This window comes from Streptomyces sp. 4F14, from assembly GCF_048159485.1.
Lineage (GTDB): Bacteria > Actinomycetota > Actinomycetes > Streptomycetales > Streptomycetaceae > Streptomyces.
Genome location: NZ_JBLRVY010000025.1, coordinates 134,971 through 152,489, shown reverse-complemented (window position 1 = coordinate 152,489; position 17,519 = coordinate 134,971). Strand labels below are relative to the sequence as shown.

Below are 17,519 nucleotides of genomic sequence, written 5' to 3'. Positions count from 1 at the left end.
CTCAGGCCACCCCCCGCACGTGCTCGACCACGGCGGCGCCCCGCCGGGGCAGGAGGACCGCGACGACGTCGATGCGGACGCCCCCGGGCGGGGCGCCGCCGTGGGTGTGGAGCCAGTGTTCGGCGAGGCCGCGCAGGCGGTCCGCCTTCTGGGAAGTCACACCGGCGAGGGGGTGCTGGAAGGCCCCGTCCCGCCGTGTCTTCACCTCGCAGACGACCAGGACGTCCCCGTCCCGCGCCACGATGTCGATCTCACCGGCCCTGCCGGAGCGCCAGTTGCGCTCCAGGACCGTCATCCCGGCGTCGGCCAGCCGCCGCGCGGCCAGCTCCTCGCCGTACTCTCCGATTGCCTTGCGTGCCAGATCGGCGTTCATGTCGGCACCACCTCCGGCACCGACGATCACGCATCCCGCGACCCCGAAAGGATCTTGGTGGACAAGCGGACGCCTGTGGAAAACTCCGTCACCCACAAGGGTGACGCGCTCAGTTCCCCGGCAGCTCCAGATCGCTCTTGTTCAGCTCCTCGATGTTCACGTCCTTGAACGTCAGCACCCGGACCTGCTTCACGAACCGAGCCGGCCGGTACATGTCCCACACCCAGGCATCCGCCATGGACACCTCGAAGAACACCTCACCCTGGACCGAGTGCACCTGCATCTCGTAGTCGTTGGTGAGATAGAACCGCCGCTCCGTCTCGATCACATACTTGAACAACCCGACGACATCGCGGTACTCCCGATAGAGCTTCAGCTCCATCTCGGTCTCGTACTTTTCGAGGTCCTCGGCGCTCATGGCATGTTCCCCTTCAGCCGTGCGGTCCCACCATTGTGCGCCAGTCCCGCGCGCCCCTAGACGATTTCCGTGTCAAGGGTCACGGGCCTGGGCGGGGGCCCTTCGTCGAGCAGCCGGCGCAGCAGCTCGGCAAGTCTGGTCGGATACACCGTCTCATGCGCCCGCCCCAGTTCCTGACAGGTCCACCAACGCGCACCGGAGACGCTGCGGCGCTCCAGCTCCGTGAGGGCGGTGGCACGGGTCGCCGTCGTCGTCGTACGCGCGAGGTAGTACCACTCGTCCTGGTCCCAGCGCCGCCCCGCGAAGGGGAAGGAGCACACCCGCCGCCACAGCACGGGCCCGAGCCGTACGTCCCTGATCCCGGTCTCCTCGACGAGTTCCCGCAGGGCGGCCTCCTCGCGCGTCTCCCCGGCCTCGACGCCCCCGCCGGGGGTGAACCACCAGTCGTTCCCGGGGTCGTCGGGCTCATGCCCGTGCAGCAGCAGGACCCGGTCCTCGGGGTCGAGCAGCACGACCCGGGCGACCTTCCGCAACGGCCCCGAGGCGAGCGCCTCAGCCGCACCGGCCGGTCCACCGGAAACCCCGTCCACACCGGCGGGCCCACCCGAAACCCCGCCCGCACCGACAACCCCGTCCACGCCCGGCAACCCTCCAGCCACCCCGGCCCCGTCAGCCACTACCCCAGCCCCTCCGATCGCCCCGGCCCCACCAGTCGTCCCACCCCGGCCCTCTCAGGCCGCACCGGCCGCCGCCCGAGCCGCCCCCCGCTGCCGTACCCGGCCCACGAACCCCGCGACCGGCCCGTACGCCCCACCGCCCAGCACCAGCACCCCGCCCACGACGATCAGCCCGACGATCATCCGGATCGGCCCCGGCTCGGACAGCGCGCCCAGCGTCTCGAACCCGGTCGGTTTCTTCAGCATCCCGTTCATCGGCCAGACGACCGCGTCGACCCGCGCCTTCACGGCGCTGCGGGCCACCGTCCCCTGCGCCGCGTCCGTGAGGTGCGCGGTGGAGTCCAGCGACCCCTGCCGCTCGTCCCCGAGCAGGAACAGCCGCCCCTCGGGCACGGTGATCGTCGGGAAGCCGGTGACCTCCGCGATCCCGTCGGCGAGATACGGCTCGGTGATCTTCTTGCCGTTGACCGTCAGCTTCCCGTCGGTGCAGCAGGCGACGGTGTCCCCGCCGACCGCGACGACCCGCTTGACGACGGCCGCGTTCTCGACCCACGTCTTGTCGGTGAAGACGACGACGTCGCCCCGGCGCACCTCGCCCCCGCCGATCCGCTCACCGAGCACCCGGTCGCCGGCCTGGATGGTGGGCGACATGGAGTTCGTCGGCACGGTGTACGGCCGGTACACGAGCGCGGCCCAGGCGAACCCTCCCAGGAACATGACGATCCCGAGGGCGACGGCCACCCCGGACAGCCTGTTCCCGAGCTTGCCGCCCGCGGGAGCCCCCGCCGAAGAAGCCTGTCCGCCGCGCGGAGCCGTACGCGTCACACTCTCACCACCCATGACCCGGCACCCTACCGGGCGGTACCGGACAAGCACACACCCCCGGACAACGCGGGAGGCCCGCCAGAACGCACCCGGTGCGTCCCGACGGGCCCCGAGAAGCCCTGCCGAATGGTCAGCCGCGTTCCGCAGCCGCCCCCGCGTGCTTGCGCCGCCGCCACAGCACCACCGGCACCATCCCCACCAGCGCGACCCCCTGCGGAGCCACGCTCAGCGCGGCCGAGGACTGGTTGTTCAGCCCGGACTGGTCGAAGGTGTCCGGAACCGGCAGGGTGCCCCAGCGGTTGATGGGCCACGCCTTGACGATCGCGCGCCCCACGACCTCGTCGACCGGCACCATGCCGTGGTTCTTGTCGGACTGGTTGTAGCGGGAGTCACGGGAGTTCTGGCGGTGGTCGCCCATCACCCAGATCATGCCCTTGGGCACCTTGACGGTGAACTGCCCGCCCTGGTCGTCCATGGAGCAGGGCGTGTTCCCGGGGTAGACGTACGGCTCGTTGAGCGCCTTGCCGTTGACCTTGAGCGGCCCGGTCCCCTTGCACTCGATCGTGTCGCCGCCGACCCCGATGACCCGCTTGATCAGGTCCTTCTCCTGCGCGGACGGCATGAGGCCGATCCAGCTCAGGAAGGTCTGGATCGCGTTCGGGTCGGCCGTCGGCTCACCGGCGAGCCAGTTGTCCGGGTCGTGGAAGACGACGACCTCGCCACGCTCGGGCTCGGACCCGAACCACGGGGTGAGCTTGTCGACGAGAACCCGGTCCCCCTGCTGGAGGGTGTTCTGCATCGAGTCGGAGGGGATCGAGAACGCCTGCACCAGGAACGTCTTGATCAGCAGCGCGAGGACGAGCGCGATCCCGATGAGGATCGGCAGCTCCTTCCAGAAGGAGCGCGGCTTCTTCGCCTTGGGCGCCGATCCGTCCCCGCCCTCGGAAGGGCCGTCCTCCTCGGGTGGCTCCCCGTTCCCGGGAGCGCCCGCGGCGGGCTCACTCCCGGAGGTCACGGCGTCGTCCGCAGCCGGGACGGCGTCCTCCACGGAACGTCCGCGGTGATCCTCGCCGTCCTGACCGGACCGTGCGCCAACCGCCACATCCCTCACGCCAGCTCCTCACTCTGTGCCGCTGCCTGCCCCACCGACGACGCAGGCCCACTACTCCCATAACGAGCGGGAGTTCCGCAGGGCTCGGGAGTCGGACGGTTCCGTTCGGATCGTCCTGGGCAACCCTATGCGACGGCGAGGAGGCGGCGGCCTTCTGCGCTGCCGACTTCGCCACAGAAGCAAAGGTTTGCGGATCCTTGAAGCTCGTCCAGTGACCCACCGGCCAGGCGATGACCATGGCCCGGCCGACGACCTCGTCCTCGGCGACCGTGCCGCCGTACGACGTGTTCTGGTGGGAGCGGGAGTCCGCCGAGTTCGCCCGGTGGTCGCCCATCACCCACAGCCGCCCCTGGGGGACGGTGACCTCGAAGGGGGTCTGGGAGGGCTCGTTGCCCGGATACAGGTACGACGCCTCTTCGAGGGGTACGCCGTTGACGGTGACCTTGCCGTTCGTGTCGCAGCACTTGACGACGTCGCCGCCGACCCCGACGACCCGCTTGATCAGGTCCTTCTCGTTGTCGGACGGCAGCAGCCCGATGAAGGTGAGGACCTCTTTGACCTGCTTGACGACGATGGGGTCCTTCTTCTTGGCCGTCGACTGCTCGTCCGCGAGCCAGCCCCCGGGGTCCTTGAAGACGACGACGTCCCCGCGCTCGGGCTTCGAGCCGAACCACGGCGTGAACTTGTCCACGAGGACCCGGTCGCCGATCTGGATCGTCTGCTCCATCGACCCGGACGGGATGACGAACGCCTGCACCAGGAACGTCTTCAGCACCAGCGCGATCAGGACGGCGACCCCGACGAGCAGCGGTATCTCCCGCATCGCCGAGCGCCGCCGCTTGCGCTTGACCTTGCGCTGGAGCTTGCGCCGCTCCGCGCGGGAGCGCCCGCCGGCGGACGTCGTACCGGACGTGCGCCGCGACCCGGTGGGCAGCAGCTCCTCGGCCGCGCTCTCCGGGATCCCGCGCGGTCTGCCGCGGTTACCCATGCGCACCCTCCGGGACGCGCGCGTAGGCGCCCTCCTCGTCGGGTACGCGCCCGATCCGGCCCCAGGGCCAGACGACGTACTGGGCCCGCCCGACGACGGCGCCGAGGGGGATCATGCCGCCGCCCGGCGAGCCGAGGTGGTCGCGGGAGTCGCTGGAGCGGCTGCGGTGGTCGCCGAGGACGAAGAGCGTGCCCTTCGGCACGACCACGACGAAAGGCACCGAGGACGCGCTGTCGCCCGGGAAGAGGAACGCCGACTCGTCGACGGACCGGCCGTTCACCTGGATCCTCCCCTCCTTGTCGCAGCAGACCACACGGTCACCGCCTACTCCCACTACGCGCTTGACGTAGTCGGAGTTCCCGAAGTACCCGGTGCCGTCGAACACGATGACGTCGCCGCGGCGCGGCTCGGCACCGAAACGGTACGCCAACCTATTTACGAGAACCCGGTCCCCGATCCTCAATCCGTTCTCCATGGATCCGCTGGGAATCTGGAAGGGCTTGGCCACGAACGCGTTGAGGAGCAGGGAGAAGACCAGGCAGAGCAGGAGGGAGAGGGTGATCCGGCCGCCGGGCAGCCGGTCCAGGAACGCGAAACGCGACCGGCCCTCCGGCTCGTCCGCCTGATCGGCGGGACCCGGTGAGCGGTCGCGTTCGGTTGATCGTACTTCGGTGTCCATCGGGGCCAGATGTTATCCGGCCCCGCTGTGCGCACCTCAGTTGTCGCGCTTCTCCTTGATCTTCGCGGCCTTGCCGCGCAGCTCGCGGAGGTAGTACAGCTTGGCGCGACGCACGTCACCGCGGGTGACGAGCTCGATCTTCTCGACGATCGGGGTGTGCACCGGGAAGGTGCGCTCGACGCCGACGGAGAAGGAGACCTTGCGGACCGTGAAGGTCTCGCGGACACCGGCGCCCTGGCGGCGGATCACAACGCCCTTGAACTGCTGCACACGGGAGCGGTTGCCCTCGATGACGCGGACGTGGACGTTGACGGTGTCACCCGGGCGGAAGGCCGGGACGTCGCTGCGCAGCGACGCGGCGTCGACGGTGTCGAGCAGGTGAGACATTTCGTCTGCTTTCTTCACCCATGCCACAGGCCATAGGCGGAAACTAGGTGTTCTGTAGAGGTCTGCCGTTCCCGTCGGAGCGGACGTCGTGTCCCCCTGTGGCAGGGGCGAACGCCGGACGGCAGGGCAGCAGCCGCCTATTCTTCCACGTCAACGGCGCGACGCCAAAATCGGCCGTACGGCGCACCCGCCGGGTCGGGTGCCCAGCCCAGGATCGAGAGCATCTCCCGGTCCTTCTTGTCGAAGCCCTTCGGGTCGGCGCCCTCGATCAGGTCGGGCCGGTTGGCGGTGGTCCGCCTGAGCGCCTCGTCCCTGCGCCAGCGGGCGATCTTCCCGTGGTGGCCGCTGAGCAGCGTCTCGGGGATCTCGCGGCCGCGCCAGGCGGGCGGCTTGGTGTAGACGGGCCCTTCGAGGAGGTTCGCCATGGCGCCGGGCGCGAAGGAGTCGTCCCGGTGCGACTCGGCGTTGCCGAGGACGCCGGGCAGCAGCCGGGCCACGGCCTCGGTGATCACGAGGACGGCCGCCTCGCCGCCGGCGAGGACGTAGTCGCCGATGGACACCTCGTACACCGGCATCCGGGTCGCGTACTCGTCGATGACCCGGCGGTCGATGCCCTCGTAGCGGGCCGGGGTGAACACCAGCCAGGGCCGCTCGGAGAGTTCGACGGCGAGGTCCTGGGTGAAGGGGCGTCCGCTGGGGGTGGGGACGATCAGCGCCGGTTCACGGGCGCCGGCCTCGTACCCGTCGGCGAGGATCTCGTCGAGGGCGTCGCCCCAGGGCTCGGTCTTCATGACCATGCCGGGGCCGCCGCCGTAGGGGGTGTCGTCGACCGTGTTGTGGCGGTCGTGGGTCCAGTCCCGCAGGTGGTGGATCCGTACGTCGAGCTGCCCGCGCGCGCGGGCCTTGCCGACGAGGGAGACGTTCAGGGGGTCGAGGTACTCGGGGAAGATCGTGACGACGTCGAGCCGCATTACGCCTCGTCCCGGGACGACGCACTGTGCTCATCAGCGACTTCGTCGCGGGCCGCCTGGTCGTCGATCAGACCGGGGGGCGGGTCGATGACCGCGCGCTGTTCCTCCAGGTCGATCTCCGTGACGATCTCGGAGACGAACGGGATCATCACCTCGCTGCCGTCGGGGCGCTCGACGATGAAGAGGTCCTGGGAGGGCAGGTGGGAGATCTCGGTGATCCGGCCGACCTCGGTGCCGTCGACGGTCACGACGTCCAGGTCCATGAGCTGGTGGTCGTAGTACTCGTCCTCCTCCTCGGGCAGCTCCTCCGGGTCCACGTCCGCGATCAGCAGGGTGTTCCGCAGGGCCTCGGCGCCGTTGCGTTCGGTGACGCCCTCGAAGCGCAGGAGGAGCCGGCCGCTGTGGACCCGGCCGGTGGCGATGGTGAGGGGACCGGCGGAGGCCGGATCGGTCGCGAGGACAGCCCCCGGCGCGAGCCGCAGCTCCGGCTCGTCGGTGCGGACCTCCACGGTGACCTCGCCCTTGATGCCGTGGGCACGGCCGACGCGAGCGACTACCAACTGCACTGTGCTTGATCTCCTGTCGGAACTTACCGGTACGACTACGGGCCGGGGACGACCCCGAAGAGGCCCTCCCCGGCCCGAGCCGGTGTTGCGTGCGAGTAAGTCAGCGCACGTGGTCCACGTCGACGAGGTCGACCCGGACTCCACGACCGCCGATGGCGCCCACGACGGTCCGCAGCGCGCGGGCGGTACGGCCGTTGCGGCCGATCACCTTGCCGAGGTCGTCGGGGTGCACCCGGACCTCCAGCACGCGCCCGCGGCGCAGGTTGCGCGAGGCGACCTGCACGTCGTCGGGGTTGTCGACGATGCCCTTCACGAGGTGCTCAAGCGCCTCTTCGAGCATGCTGCTCAGGCCTCGGCCGACTCGGACTCGGCGGCGGCCTCGTCCTTCTTCTCGGCCTTCTTCTTCTGGGTGATCGCCTCACCCTTGCCCGCGTCGTCGCCGCCCAGGGCCTCGAACGAGGGACGCGCCTTCTTCGGCTCGGCGACGAGCAGCGGAGCCGGGGCGGGCTCGCCCTTGAACTTCTGCCAGTCGCCGGTCTTCTTCAGGATCGCGAGGACGGGCTCGGTCGGCTGCGCGCCGACACCCAGCCAGTACGCCACGCGGTCCGCGTCCACCTCGATGACCGACGGGTGGTAGGTCGGGTGGTACTTGCCGATCTCCTCGATCGCACGGCCGTCACGGCGGGTGCGGGAGTCGGCGACGACGATGCGGTAGTGAGGCGAACGGATCTTGCCCAGACGCTTCAGCTTGATCTTGACTGCCACGGGAGTGGACTCTCCTGGTTTTGACGTGGTTGGGCACGACGAGCGAGCCGCGTGGGGTTGCGGTACCCGAGTGCCCGATGGACGCGTCAGCCGGAGGAGAGAGGGGTCCTGTGCGACTGTCGAGTACAGCTAGCCATTGTGCCACAGGGTGGGGGGAGCTTCAGTCGCGGGTGGATGCCATGCGCACAGGGGTGCGCACGGCATCACTACGGCCGAACCGGCAGCCACGAGATGCCGGTGCATACGGCGCTAAGCGGCGCCGGCGATCTCGGGGATCCGGAACGGCTTCCCGCACCCCCCGCAGACGATCGGCGCCTGCGCGAGGACCGACGGAACGACCCGGACGTTGCGCCCGCAGTCGCACACGGCCTTGACCCGCACACCGCCCCCGGAGGAGCCGTGCCGGGCGGCGGGCCCGCGGAACGCGCGCGTCGTCTCCGCGGTCGTCGCCGCCGTGTGAGCCTTCAGCGCGCGCTGAAGCCTCTCGATCGTCGGCCGGTACCTGCGCTTGGCCTCGGGGCTGAGCGTCACCAGGGAGAACCCGCTGCTGGGGTGCGGCTCCTCCGGGTGGTCGAGGCCCAGCTCCTCGGCGATCGCGAGGAATCTGCGGTTGTGGTAGCGCCCCGCGCGGGACGTGTCACGCACGCCGCGCGCGGCGGCGATGCCATGGACTGCCTCGTGAAGCAGTCGCTCGAAGGAGAGTTCGTGACCGCACGCGGACGACGACTCCCCGATCAGGGACTCTGGCGCGGCAAGGTCGGGCAGTTCGGGGTGGTACCGCTGGATATCGGCCCACGCCTCCGCCAACTCTGCGGCGAGAACAGGTGGTGTCTGTGTCGTGCTCACGTAATGACAACGAGCGGGAGTGCCGCTGTGTTCCTATTCCGGGCCATCCCAAATAATTTGCACGTACCCGTCAGTTGGCACTGATGCGCGGAGACGAGGGCGGGTGCGCTGATCTGCGGAGAAGCCTCACAGCTCACCGCAAGGTGGTGCGTAGTCACAGATACGCCCCGGCGTGTACGCCGTCTCCACGCGCCGGGGGAGCTGTGATCCCCCGGGGCGCAAGAGCCCTTTCGGTCGCGCTCACGCCACGGGGGCACCGGCCTCAGTACGCGCGGGCGACGACGGCGACGTTACCGGGTGCGTCCCCGTCACCCGGCACCGACCCGTCCTCCGCGAGCAGACAGCGTACGGTCAACGCCCTTTCCCCCAGGCTGACTTCGCCTTCCTCACCCAGCACCGACCAGGGCACCCGCGCCCAACTCCCCGCGCTCGCCGCCTCGATGGCCTCCTCGACCGTCGCGCAGTCCGCCGTCCGGGACTCGCGGCGCTCGCGGGACTGCTGGAGCAGGAGGGCCTGGTCGTCCTCCAGGTACCCGGGAAGCAGCGCGGCAAGCGCGTCGAGCGCGACCGGCTCCTTGGTGCCGGGGATCCGGCGTACGAGGGTCGCGGTGCCGCCCGCCAGGTCACGCGGGCCGACCTCCACGCGCGCGGGGACGCCCTTCAGCTCCCAGTCGACCGCGCGGCGCCCGAAGGGGGTGTCGGTGCGGTCGTCGACCCGGACCCGGAGGCCGGCCGCGCGCAGCCGTTCGGCGACCTCACGGACCTTGGCCAGAACCGCTTCGTCGTCCTTCACGGCCACCACGACCACCTGGACGTGCGCGAGCCGGGGCGGGACACGCAGCCCGTCGTCGTCGCCGTGGGTCATCACCAGGGCGCCGATCATGCGGGTCGTCGAGCCCCAGGACGTCTGCCAGACGTGCTCCTGGACGCCCTCCCGGGACAGGTAGCGGGTGTCGAAGGCGCGCGCGAAGTTCTGGCCCAGCTCATGGCTGGTGACCATCTGGAGGGCCTTGCCGTCGCCCATCATGCTCTCCAGCGTGAGCGTGTTGATCGCCCCCGCGAACCGCTCCCGGGGGGTCTTACGGCCCGACACGAAGTCGATCGCGAGGACGTTCTCGATGAAGTCGCCGTACACCTCGCGCTGGATGCGCGCCGCGAAGTCCCGCGCCTGTTCGTACGTCGCGTGTGCCGTGTGGCCCTCCTGCCACAGGAACTCCGTCGTGCGCAGGAAGAGACGGGGGCGCAGCTCCCAACGGACCACGTTCGCCCACTGGTTGATGAGCAGCGGCAGATCGCGGTAGCTCTGGACCCACTTCGAGAAGTACTCGTTGACGATCGTCTCGGAGGTGGGGCGCACGACCGCCGGCTCCTCCAGCTCCTTGCCGCCGCCGTGCGTCACGACCGCCAGCTCCGGCGCGAAACCCTCGACGTGGTCGGCCTCGCGGGTGAGGTACGACTCGGGGATCAGCAGCGGGAAGTACGCGTTCTCCGCGCCGACCGCCTTGATCCGGGCGTCCATCTCCGCCTGCGTCCGCTCCCACAGCCCGTAGCCGTACGGTCGGATCACCATCGTGCCGCGCACCGGCCCGTTGTCGGCCAGCTCGGCCTTGGTGATCAGATCCTGGTACCAGCGCGGGAAGTCGACGTCGCGCGGCGTGAGAACGGGTGCTTTCGCCATGGCCCGATGCTAGGGGCCCACGTTGCCGGGACGTGAATTCTTTTCCCTCGCGCGGACGCGCCCGTAAACCAACCCCTTCGACCCCTGGACGGCTCCCCCGTACGGGAGTTACCTGACAACTGCGGGGAGAAGTGCCGCAGCACTGCACGGGGGCCCACGCGGAATCGACACGGCGACACGCTTCGAGAACTCTCGGCGGATTGGGGCGCTCTTCGATGACACCTACGCTCGTGCGCCAGGCCCTCCCCCACGCGGGCACCGCCCCGCCGGCGGAACCGGGGGCCCGCGCGCGTGACTGGTCCGAGATCCAGGAACGGATGCTCGTACCGCTCTACGAGGCCGCGTACGACCGCCTCGACGTCGGCCCCGGCACCCGGCTCCTGGGCCTCGCCTGCGGGTCGGGGCTGGCCCTGTTGATGGCCGCGTCCAGAGGAGCCGCCGTCAGCGGGGTCGAGCCCGGCTCACCGGAACGCCTCGCCCTCGCGCGCGAGCGCCTGCTGCCGGACACCTGGTCCCCGCGCGCGCGTACGGGGACGTACCTCGGCAGCGCCCTCCCCCCGGCGGACCGGACGTACACCCTCGTGACCGCCTTCGACGGCACCGGCCTCCTGGCGGACGCCGTCCCCCTCGCCGAACGCGGCTCACCGGTCGTCCTCACCGGATGGGGACCGGCGGAACGCTGCGCCACGTCGGCCGTCCTGCGCGTCGCCGACCCCCTGTACGGCGGCTGGCGCCCCGCCTGCCGCGACGACCTGGAGGAGGTCGCCCACCGGGCGGGTCTCAAGCCCGACGGCTCCGGCCGCGTCGCGTGCCCCTTCGGGTACGCCGACACCGACAGCGCCGTACGCGGACTGCTGTCGACGGAACTGTTCGACGCGGCCGTCGAGGCGAGCGGCCAGGACCAGGTGGACAAGGAGATCCGGGAAGCGCTGCACCCGTACGTACGGCTGGACGGGACGGTCTGGATGCCGAACGTGTTCCGGTACCTGATCGCCCGCGTGCCCTGAACGCGCTCCCCTATGAGGGCGTCGATCTGGTCAGAAAGCGACACGCCCTGTCCTAGTCCGCGTCCTTCGTCAGCCGCGTGACCCCCGCGACCCGGTACGCGTCCGCCTCCTCCAGCGTCTCGCTCTCCAGCAACGCCAGCGCGAGAGCGTCGAGTTGGTCCCGGTGCTCGACCAGCTTGCGGCACGCCTCGGCGTAGCACTCGTCGACGATGCGCCGCATCTCGCCGTCGATGACGTCGAGGGTCTGGGGCGCGGCGGCGAGGCCGTACGCGGACTGGGCGTCGTTCGGGAGCGCCGACAGGCGGCCGACGCGCTCGCTCATGCCCCAGCGGGCGACCATCCCGCGCGCGATGTTGGTGACCTGCTCCAGATCGCTCTCCGCGCCGGTCGTGATCACCCCGTACACGACCTGCTCGGCCGCCATCCCGCCGAGCGCGCCGATGATCCGGCCGCGGAGGTATTCCTCGGTGTACGCGTACTTGTCGGCGTCCGGCGTGGACAGGGTGACGCCCAGCGCGCGCCCGCGCGGGACGATGGTGATCTTGCGGACCGGGTCGGCGCCGGGCTGGAGCATGCCGAGCAGGGCGTGCCCGCTCTCGTGGTACGCGGTACGGCGCCGCTCCTCCTCCGGCATCACCAGCGGCCGTTCCGCGCCGAGCTGGACCTTCTCCAGGGCCTCCGACAGGTCGGTCTGGGTGACCAGGTCCTGCTTGCGCTTCACGGCGAGGAGAGCGGCCTCGTTGGCGAGGTTGGCGAGTTCCGCGCCGGTCATGCCCGGGGTGGTGCGGGCGACCTGGGCGAGGTCCACGTCCGGGGCCAGCGGGATCTGGCGGGTGTGGATCTCCAGGATCGCCTTGCGGCCGCCCCGGTCGGGCGGGGAGACCTGGACGACGCGGTCGAAGCGTCCTGGACGCGTCAGCGCCGGGTCCAGGACGTCCGCGCGGTTCGTCGCCGCGATCACGATCACGCCCTCCGAACCCGAGAAACCGTCCATCTCCGTGAGGATCTGGTTCAGCGTCTGCTCACGCTCGTCATGACCGCCCATGCCCGAACCGCCGCCCCGCGCGCGGCCGATCGTGTCGATCTCGTCGATGAAGATGATCGACGGCGCCACCTTCCGCGCCTCCGCGAACAGCTCCCGCACCCGGGACGCCCCGACGCCGACGATCATCTCGATGAACTCCGACGCGGACGCCGAGAAGAACGGCACCCCCGCCTCCCCGGCCACCGCGCGCGCCAGCAGCGTCTTGCCGGTGCCGGGAGGGCCCGCGAGGAGCACACCACGCGGCATCTTGGCACCCATCCTCCGATAGGCGTCCGGGTTCTTCAGGAAGTCGACGACGTCGTTCAGCTCGCCCTCGACCTCGTCGATCCCCGCGACGTCCTCGAACGTCGTCCGCTTCTCCCCCGCCTCCAGCTCCACCGGCTTCGGCGCCGACCTGCGGCCCAGCATGCCGCCCGCGCCGCCCATCCCCGCACTCATCCGGCGCGCGATGAAGATCCACAGCACCACCAGGAGCAGCATCGGCGCCAGCGAGATCAGCAGGTTCACCAGGAAACTGCGGTGCTGGACGACCGGCTCGGCGGTGACGTTGACGTTGTTCTTGGTCAGCCCCTCCCAGAGCTGGTCGTCCGCGAACGTCGGCCGCTCGGTGTTGAACTTCGTGTACTTCTCACCGCCGTCCGGGTCCTTCTGCTCCTTCTTCAGCTGGCCCTGGATCGCGTCGCCCTTGGCGTAGATCTTGCTGACGTTGCCCGCGTCGACCTGCTTGCTGAACTCCGTGTACGAGATCGTCGGCTCGTCCTCGTCGCCGAAGTACGACAGCACGATGTTCGCCAGCAGGTACACGACCAGCGCGAAGAACACGAGCCGCCACCAGCCGCCCCGCATCCGCCGCCCGCCCGACGGCTTCGACGGCTCATCCGGGGTCCCCTCGGTACGCCAGGGCTGGTCCGGCGACTTGCGCGGCGGGGCAGGGTTCGTCATACCCGGACGGTACGACAGCGATCCGCGCGGGGCACACGAAGGGCACCCTTCCGAAGAGGGGTGCCCTGGGTGGTCGTACAAGAATATTTACGGCCAAGCTGCTTTCAGCCCACGCCGGGTGCCTTCAGCCCATGAACTTCTTGAACTCGTCCGGCAGCTCGAAGTCCTGCGCGCCCTGCTGCGGCAGCCCGAACGCGTTGCCCTGCGCCGCCGCCTCCCGGCGCTGCGCCTCCTCCAGCTCCTGCTGCTTGCGCTTCATCGGGTTGCCGGAGCGCTGCTTGCCCTTCGCCTGCTTCGGCTGCTTCTTCGTACGGCCGGGGCCGCCGCCCATGCCCGGGATGCCCGGCATGCCCGGCATCCCGCCGCCCTGCGCCATCCTCGACATCATCTTCCGCGCCTCGAAGAACCGCTCCACCAGGCCCTTCACCGCGCTGACCTCGACGCCGGAGCCCTTCGCGATACGGGCGCGGCGGGAGCCGTTGATGATCGTCGGGTCCGTGCGCTCCGCCGGGGTCATCGACTTGATGATCGCGGCCGTGCGGTCGACGTCCCGCTCGTCCAGGTTGTTGATCTGGTCCTTGATCTGGCCCATGCCGGGGAGCATGCCGAGCAGCTTGCTGATGCTGCCCATCTTCCTGACCTGCTCCATCTGGGACAGGAAGTCGTCCAGGGTGAAGTCCTGGCCCTTCTTCGACGCCAGCTTCGAGGCCATCTTCTGGGCCTCTTCCTGACTGAACGTCTTCTCCGCCTGCTCGATCAGGGTGAGCAGGTCACCCATGTCGAGGATGCGGGAGGCCATCCGGTCCGGGTGGAACGCGTCGAAGTCCTCCAGCTTCTCGCCGTTCGACGCGAACATGATCGGCTTGCCGGTGATCTGCCGGATGGAGAGCGCCGCGCCGCCTCGGGCGTCGCCGTCGAGCTTGGACAGCACCACGCCGTCGAAGCCGACGCCGTCGCGGAAGGCTTCCGCGGTGTTGACGGCGTCCTGGCCGATCATCGCGTCGACGACGAAGAGGATCTCGTCGGGGGAGACCGCATCGCGGATGTCCGCGGCCTGCTGCATCAGCTCCGCGTCGATACCGAGGCGGCCGGCGGTGTCCACGATCACGATGTCGTGGACCTTCGACTTCGCGAACTCGATGGAGTCCTTGGCGACCTGCACGGGGTCACCGACGCCGTTGCCCGGCTGGGGGGCGTACACGGCGACACCTGCGCGCTCGGCGACGACACTGAGCTGGTTGACGGCGTTGGGGCGCTGGAGGTCGCAGGCGACGAGGAGGGGCGAGTGGCCCTGCTCCTTCAGCCACTTGCCGAGCTTGCCGGCGAGGGTGGTCTTACCGGCGCCCTGGAGGCCGGCGAGCATGATGACGGTGGGGGCGGTCTTGGCGAAGCGGAGACGGCGGGTCTCGCCGCCGAGGATGGTCACGAGTTCGTCATTGACGATCTTCAGGACCTGCTGGCCCGGGTTGAGGGCCTTGGAGACCTCGGCGCCGAGCGAACGCTCCTTGACGTTCTTGATGAAGGAACGGACGACCGGAAGGGCCACGTCCGCTTCGAGGAGCGCGATGCGGATCTCACGGGCCGTGGCGTCGATGTCCGCTTCGCTGAGCCGGCCCTTGCCCCGGAGGGTCTTGAAAGTCGCTTGCAGGCGGTCAGAAAGAGTATCGAACACGGCGGCGTCGGTCCTCGGAGTCGGGGGCAGTATGAGCGTCTTCCAGGGTATCCGGCCCTACAAGCAAATCGTCCCCGCCCATTGCATTCAACGGACGGGGGCCCCGCCTCACGCCCTCAGCGTCTCCTCCAGCTTCCGAGCCACCGCCCCCGCCTCGTCACCCGGCAACGGCGCCCCCGACCCCGACGTCACGTAGAACGCGTCGACCGCGTTCGCCCCGAGCGTGCTCACGTGCATGCTCCGCACCCGCACCCCCGAGTCCTCCAGCGCAGCCCCGATCCGGAACAGCAGCCCCGGCGCATCCTGTGCCCGCACCTCGATGACCGTCGCGTGCCGGGAGGCCGCCGAAGCGACGGTCACCCGGGGTGGTGGGGCCACCCAGCCTCGGCGGCGGGGATAGGCCGCGTCCCGCTCAGCCAGTCGCCCGGCGATGTCGAGGGAACCGTCCAGCGCGCGCACCAGGTCCGCGCGCAACCGCGCAGCCTGCGGCAGGGAGCCGTACTCCGCCGCGACGCGCCAGTCCAGGAGCAGCACGGAACCCTGGTCGACCCCGTCCGGCAGCTCCAGCTCGCGCAGCTCTGCCGTGCGGACGGTCAGCCGGTGCATGGCCAGCACCCCGGCCACGGCGGGCAGCACCCCCGGCTGGTCCGGGACGGCGATGAGCAGTTCGACGCCCAGTGGCTCGCCGGGGTCCATCTCCTCCTCGTGGGTCTGGGCGCGCAGTGCCAGCACCGGTCCGCCCGTGCGGTGCGCCTCGATGGAGAGGCGTTCCTGTTCGGCGGTGGGGGCGGAGGTGTCGGGAACCGAGGGTTCGTCGCCCGCCAGGACCGCGCCGACCCGTTTGACCAGCTCCGTGACGAGGGAGCCCCGCCAGGAGGACCAGGCGGCCGGGCCGGTGGCCAGCGCGTCGGCCTCGGTGAGCGCGTGGAGCAGCTCCAGCGTGCTCTGCGTGCCGACCGCCTCCGCGACGGAGCGGACCGTGGCGGGGTCGTCGAGGTCGCGCCGGGTGGCTGTGTCGATGAGGAGGAGGTGGTGGCGTACGAGCGCCGCCAGCACCGCCACGTCCGTACGGTCGAAGCCGATGCGCGCGGCGACGTCCTTGACGATGATCTCGCCGGCCACGGAGTGGTCGCCGGGCCAGCCCTTGCCGATGTCGTGGAAGAGCGCGGCGACCAGAAGGAGGTCGGGCCGGCTCACGCGGCGGGTGAACTCCGAGGCGCGGACGGCCGTTTCGATGAGGTGGCGGTCGACGGTCCAGATGTGGACGGCGTTGCGCTGGGGGCGGCAGCGGACGCGTTCCCAGTCGGGCAGGAGCCGGGTGATCAGGCCCTCGGCCTCCAGGGCTTCCCAGACGTCGATGGTGGGCTGGCCGGAGCCGAGCAGGGTCACCAGTTGCTCGCGGGCCTCGGCGGGCCAGGGTGTCGGCAGGGGTCGTACGGTCGCGGCGAGGCGTCGTACGGCGTGCAGGGAGAGCGGGAGTCCGGCCTGTGCGGCTGCGGCGGCCGCGCGCAGGGGCAGGACCGGGTCGCGTTCGGGGCGGGCGGCGCGGGCGAGGACGACCTCGCCGTCCTGTTCGACGACTCCTTCGGCGAGCGGGGAGCGTTCGACGACCTGTTTGCCGCCGCCGAGCATGGCCCGCAGCCGGGGCCGTACGGCTCGGGAGCGCAGGACGCGGCCGACCTCGCGCCAGGTGACGTCGCTGGCGTAGGAGATGACGCGGGCGGATTCGTAGACCTGGCGGAGCAGGGTGTCGGCGTCGAGGAGGCCCAGTTCGGCGGCGACCTGGTCCTGTTCCTGGAGGGCGAGGCGGTCGGTGGCGCGGCCGGTCGTCAGATGCAGCGCGTCCCGGACGTCCAGCAGCCGTCTGCGGGCGTCGTCGAGTCCTTCGCGGGGTGCGTCGGCGAGCCAGGACGCGGCGACGGCGCGCAGGGCGGTGGCGTCGCGCAGGCCGCCGCGGGCTTCCTTGAGGTCGGGTTCGAGGAGGTACTGCAACTCGCCCTGGCGCTCGGCGCGTTCGGCGCAGAGTTCGCGCAGTTCGGGGAGGCGTCTGGGGGCCTGGTTGCGCCAGTCGGCGAGGATCGCCGTACGCAGTGAGGAGGTGAGGCCGAGGTCGCCGGCGAGGTGGCGGGCGTCGAGGAGGCCGAGTTGGACCTTGAGGTCCTCGGCGGCGGTCCTGCGGGCCTCGGTGGGGGTGCGGACGGAGTGGTCGAGGTCGAGGCCGAGGTCCCAGACGGGGTACCAGAGGCGGTCGGCGACGGTGGCGACGGCCTTGGTGTCGCTGCCGTCGTGCAGGAGGAGGAGGTCGAGGTCGCTGCGGGGGGAGAGTTCGCCGCGGCCGTAGCCGCCGACGGCGACCAGGGAGATGCCTTTCAGGTCTCCGGTGGCGGAGGCGAAGAGGCCGGCCAGCCAGTCGTCCGTCAGTTCGGCGAGGGCGGTACGGCGCGGCGGCCCGGCCGCTCCTCCCTCGGTGAGGAGGTGCAGCCGGGCCGCCGCGTAGCCGCTGGGTCCCGAGTCCTCTGCTTCGCTTCGCTCGTCCGTGCTCGTCACCCAGCGACTCCTGTTCTGTTCT

Annotated in this window: 18 protein-coding genes; 1 reads left to right on the top strand and 17 read right to left on the bottom strand. The window is 70.5% G+C overall.

Annotated elements, in window-relative coordinates; genetic code table 11:
- Nucleotide 1: 1 nt before the first annotated feature.
- The 14 genes from ACLZOT_RS35275 to proS all read right to left on the bottom strand — a co-directional run bounded on the left by ACLZOT_RS35275 (nt 2) and on the right by proS (nt 10,284).
- Nucleotides 2–403, bottom strand: coding sequence for a YraN family protein (locus ACLZOT_RS35275; RefSeq protein WP_416973217.1), 402 nt, complete (start codon nt 401–403; stop codon nt 2–4).
- A 79-nt stretch (nt 404–482) separates the two neighbouring features.
- Nucleotides 483–791, bottom strand: a complete 309-nt coding sequence (locus ACLZOT_RS35270) for a DUF2469 domain-containing protein (RefSeq protein ID WP_010353840.1) — start codon at nt 789–791, stop codon at nt 483–485.
- Nucleotides 792–847: 56 nt separating this feature from the next.
- Nucleotides 848–1,381, bottom strand: a complete 534-nt coding sequence (locus tag ACLZOT_RS35265; RefSeq protein ID WP_416973249.1) for an NUDIX hydrolase — start codon at nt 1,379–1,381, stop codon at nt 848–850.
- Between the two features lie 141 nt (nt 1,382–1,522).
- Nucleotides 1,523–2,308, bottom strand: coding sequence for a signal peptidase I (gene lepB, locus ACLZOT_RS35260; protein ID WP_416973216.1), 786 nt, complete (start codon nt 2,306–2,308; stop codon nt 1,523–1,525).
- A gap of 115 nt (nt 2,309–2,423) precedes the next feature.
- The gene (gene lepB, locus ACLZOT_RS35255; RefSeq protein WP_416973215.1) at nt 2,424–3,404 is read right to left on the bottom strand and encodes a signal peptidase I; all 981 of its coding nucleotides are present in this window, start codon (nt 3,402–3,404) and stop codon (nt 2,424–2,426) included.
- Complete coding sequence (lepB, locus tag ACLZOT_RS35250; RefSeq protein WP_416973214.1) at nt 3,292–4,392, bottom strand: signal peptidase I; 1,101 nt, start codon at nt 4,390–4,392, stop codon at nt 3,292–3,294. Before lepB (ACLZOT_RS35250) ends, lepB (ACLZOT_RS35255) begins: the two co-directional genes overlap by 113 nt.
- A complete protein-coding gene (gene lepB / locus ACLZOT_RS35245) occupies nt 4,385–5,071 on the bottom strand; it encodes a signal peptidase I (protein ID WP_416973213.1) in 687 nt (228 codons plus the stop codon). Before lepB (ACLZOT_RS35245) ends, lepB (ACLZOT_RS35250) begins: the two co-directional genes overlap by 8 nt.
- 36 nt (nt 5,072–5,107) lie before the next feature.
- Nucleotides 5,108–5,458 carry a 50S ribosomal protein L19 gene (gene rplS / locus ACLZOT_RS35240; protein ID WP_030943163.1) on the bottom strand — a complete coding sequence of 117 codons (351 nt, stop codon included), beginning with the start codon at nt 5,456–5,458 and terminating at the stop codon, nt 5,108–5,110.
- 137 nt (nt 5,459–5,595) lie between these two features.
- A complete protein-coding gene (gene trmD, locus ACLZOT_RS35235) occupies nt 5,596–6,429 on the bottom strand; it encodes a tRNA (guanosine(37)-N1)-methyltransferase TrmD (protein ID WP_416973212.1) in 834 nt (277 codons plus the stop codon).
- Nucleotides 6,429–6,995, bottom strand: coding sequence for a ribosome maturation factor RimM (gene rimM, locus ACLZOT_RS35230; RefSeq protein ID WP_416973211.1), 567 nt, complete (start codon nt 6,993–6,995; stop codon nt 6,429–6,431). The genes trmD and rimM overlap by 1 nt, the downstream gene beginning before the upstream one ends.
- Nucleotides 6,996–7,095: 100 nt before the next feature.
- Nucleotides 7,096–7,335, bottom strand: a complete 240-nt coding sequence (locus tag ACLZOT_RS35225) for an RNA-binding protein (protein ID WP_003973401.1) — start codon at nt 7,333–7,335, stop codon at nt 7,096–7,098.
- A 5-nt stretch (nt 7,336–7,340) separates the two neighbouring features.
- Complete coding sequence (gene rpsP / locus ACLZOT_RS35220; RefSeq protein ID WP_416973210.1) at nt 7,341–7,760, bottom strand: 30S ribosomal protein S16; 420 nt, start codon at nt 7,758–7,760, stop codon at nt 7,341–7,343.
- 249 nt (nt 7,761–8,009) lie between these two features.
- Entirely contained in the window at nt 8,010–8,606 is a 597-nt protein-coding gene (locus tag ACLZOT_RS35215; RefSeq protein ID WP_355861052.1) for a hypothetical protein, read from the bottom strand.
- 262 nt (nt 8,607–8,868) lie between these two features.
- Nucleotides 8,869–10,284 carry a proline--tRNA ligase gene (gene proS / locus ACLZOT_RS35210; protein ID WP_416973209.1) on the bottom strand — a complete coding sequence of 472 codons (1,416 nt, stop codon included), beginning with the start codon at nt 10,282–10,284 and terminating at the stop codon, nt 8,869–8,871.
- A 215-nt stretch (nt 10,285–10,499) separates the two neighbouring features.
- On the opposite strand from proS, the gene ACLZOT_RS35205 reads away from it, so the two are divergent.
- Nucleotides 10,500–11,291, top strand: coding sequence for a class I SAM-dependent methyltransferase (locus tag ACLZOT_RS35205; protein WP_416973208.1), 792 nt, complete (start codon nt 10,500–10,502; stop codon nt 11,289–11,291).
- 52 nt (nt 11,292–11,343) lie between these two features.
- Here the strand turns inward: ACLZOT_RS35205 and ftsH are convergent, their stop codons facing one another.
- From ftsH to ACLZOT_RS35190, 3 genes are all read right to left on the bottom strand, one after another.
- Nucleotides 11,344–13,278: an ATP-dependent zinc metalloprotease FtsH gene (ftsH, locus tag ACLZOT_RS35200; protein WP_416973207.1), complete on the bottom strand. Its 1,935-nt coding sequence runs from the start codon at nt 13,276–13,278 to the stop codon at nt 11,344–11,346.
- A 124-nt stretch (nt 13,279–13,402) separates the two neighbouring features.
- Entirely contained in the window at nt 13,403–14,950 is a 1,548-nt protein-coding gene (ffh, locus tag ACLZOT_RS35195) for a signal recognition particle protein (protein WP_416973206.1), read from the bottom strand.
- Between the two features lie 108 nt (nt 14,951–15,058).
- Nucleotides 15,059–17,497 (bottom strand): [protein-PII] uridylyltransferase, encoded by a 2,439-nt coding sequence (locus tag ACLZOT_RS35190; RefSeq protein ID WP_416973205.1) that lies wholly within the window; start codon nt 17,495–17,497, stop codon nt 15,059–15,061.
- Nucleotides 17,498–17,519: the final 22 nt, after the last annotated feature.

Excerpts from the sequence above, each read along its gene's own strand:
- ACLZOT_RS35270 (WP_010353840.1), bottom strand. The coding sequence starts at position 791 with ATGAGCGCCGAGGACCTCGAAAAGTACGAGACCGAGATGGAGCTGAAG.
- lepB (WP_416973216.1), bottom strand. The coding sequence starts at position 2,308 with ATGGGTGGTGAGAGTGTGACGCGTACGGCTCCGCGCGGCGGACAGGCT.
- lepB (WP_416973214.1), bottom strand. The coding sequence starts at position 4,392 with ATGGGTAACCGCGGCAGACCGCGCGGGATCCCGGAGAGCGCGGCCGAG.
- lepB (WP_416973213.1), bottom strand. The coding sequence starts at position 5,071 with ATGGACACCGAAGTACGATCAACCGAACGCGACCGCTCACCGGGTCCC.
- rplS (WP_030943163.1), bottom strand. The coding sequence starts at position 5,458 with ATGTCTCACCTGCTCGACACCGTCGACGCCGCGTCGCTGCGCAGCGAC.
- trmD (WP_416973212.1), bottom strand. The coding sequence starts at position 6,429 with ATGCGGCTCGACGTCGTCACGATCTTCCCCGAGTACCTCGACCCCCTG.
- ACLZOT_RS35225 (WP_003973401.1), bottom strand. The coding sequence starts at position 7,335 with ATGCTCGAAGAGGCGCTTGAGCACCTCGTGAAGGGCATCGTCGACAAC.
- proS (WP_416973209.1), bottom strand. The coding sequence starts at position 10,284 with ATGGCGAAAGCACCCGTTCTCACGCCGCGCGACGTCGACTTCCCGCGC.
- ACLZOT_RS35205 (WP_416973208.1), top strand. The coding sequence starts at position 10,500 with ATGACACCTACGCTCGTGCGCCAGGCCCTCCCCCACGCGGGCACCGCC.
- ftsH (WP_416973207.1), bottom strand. The coding sequence starts at position 13,278 with ATGACGAACCCTGCCCCGCCGCGCAAGTCGCCGGACCAGCCCTGGCGT.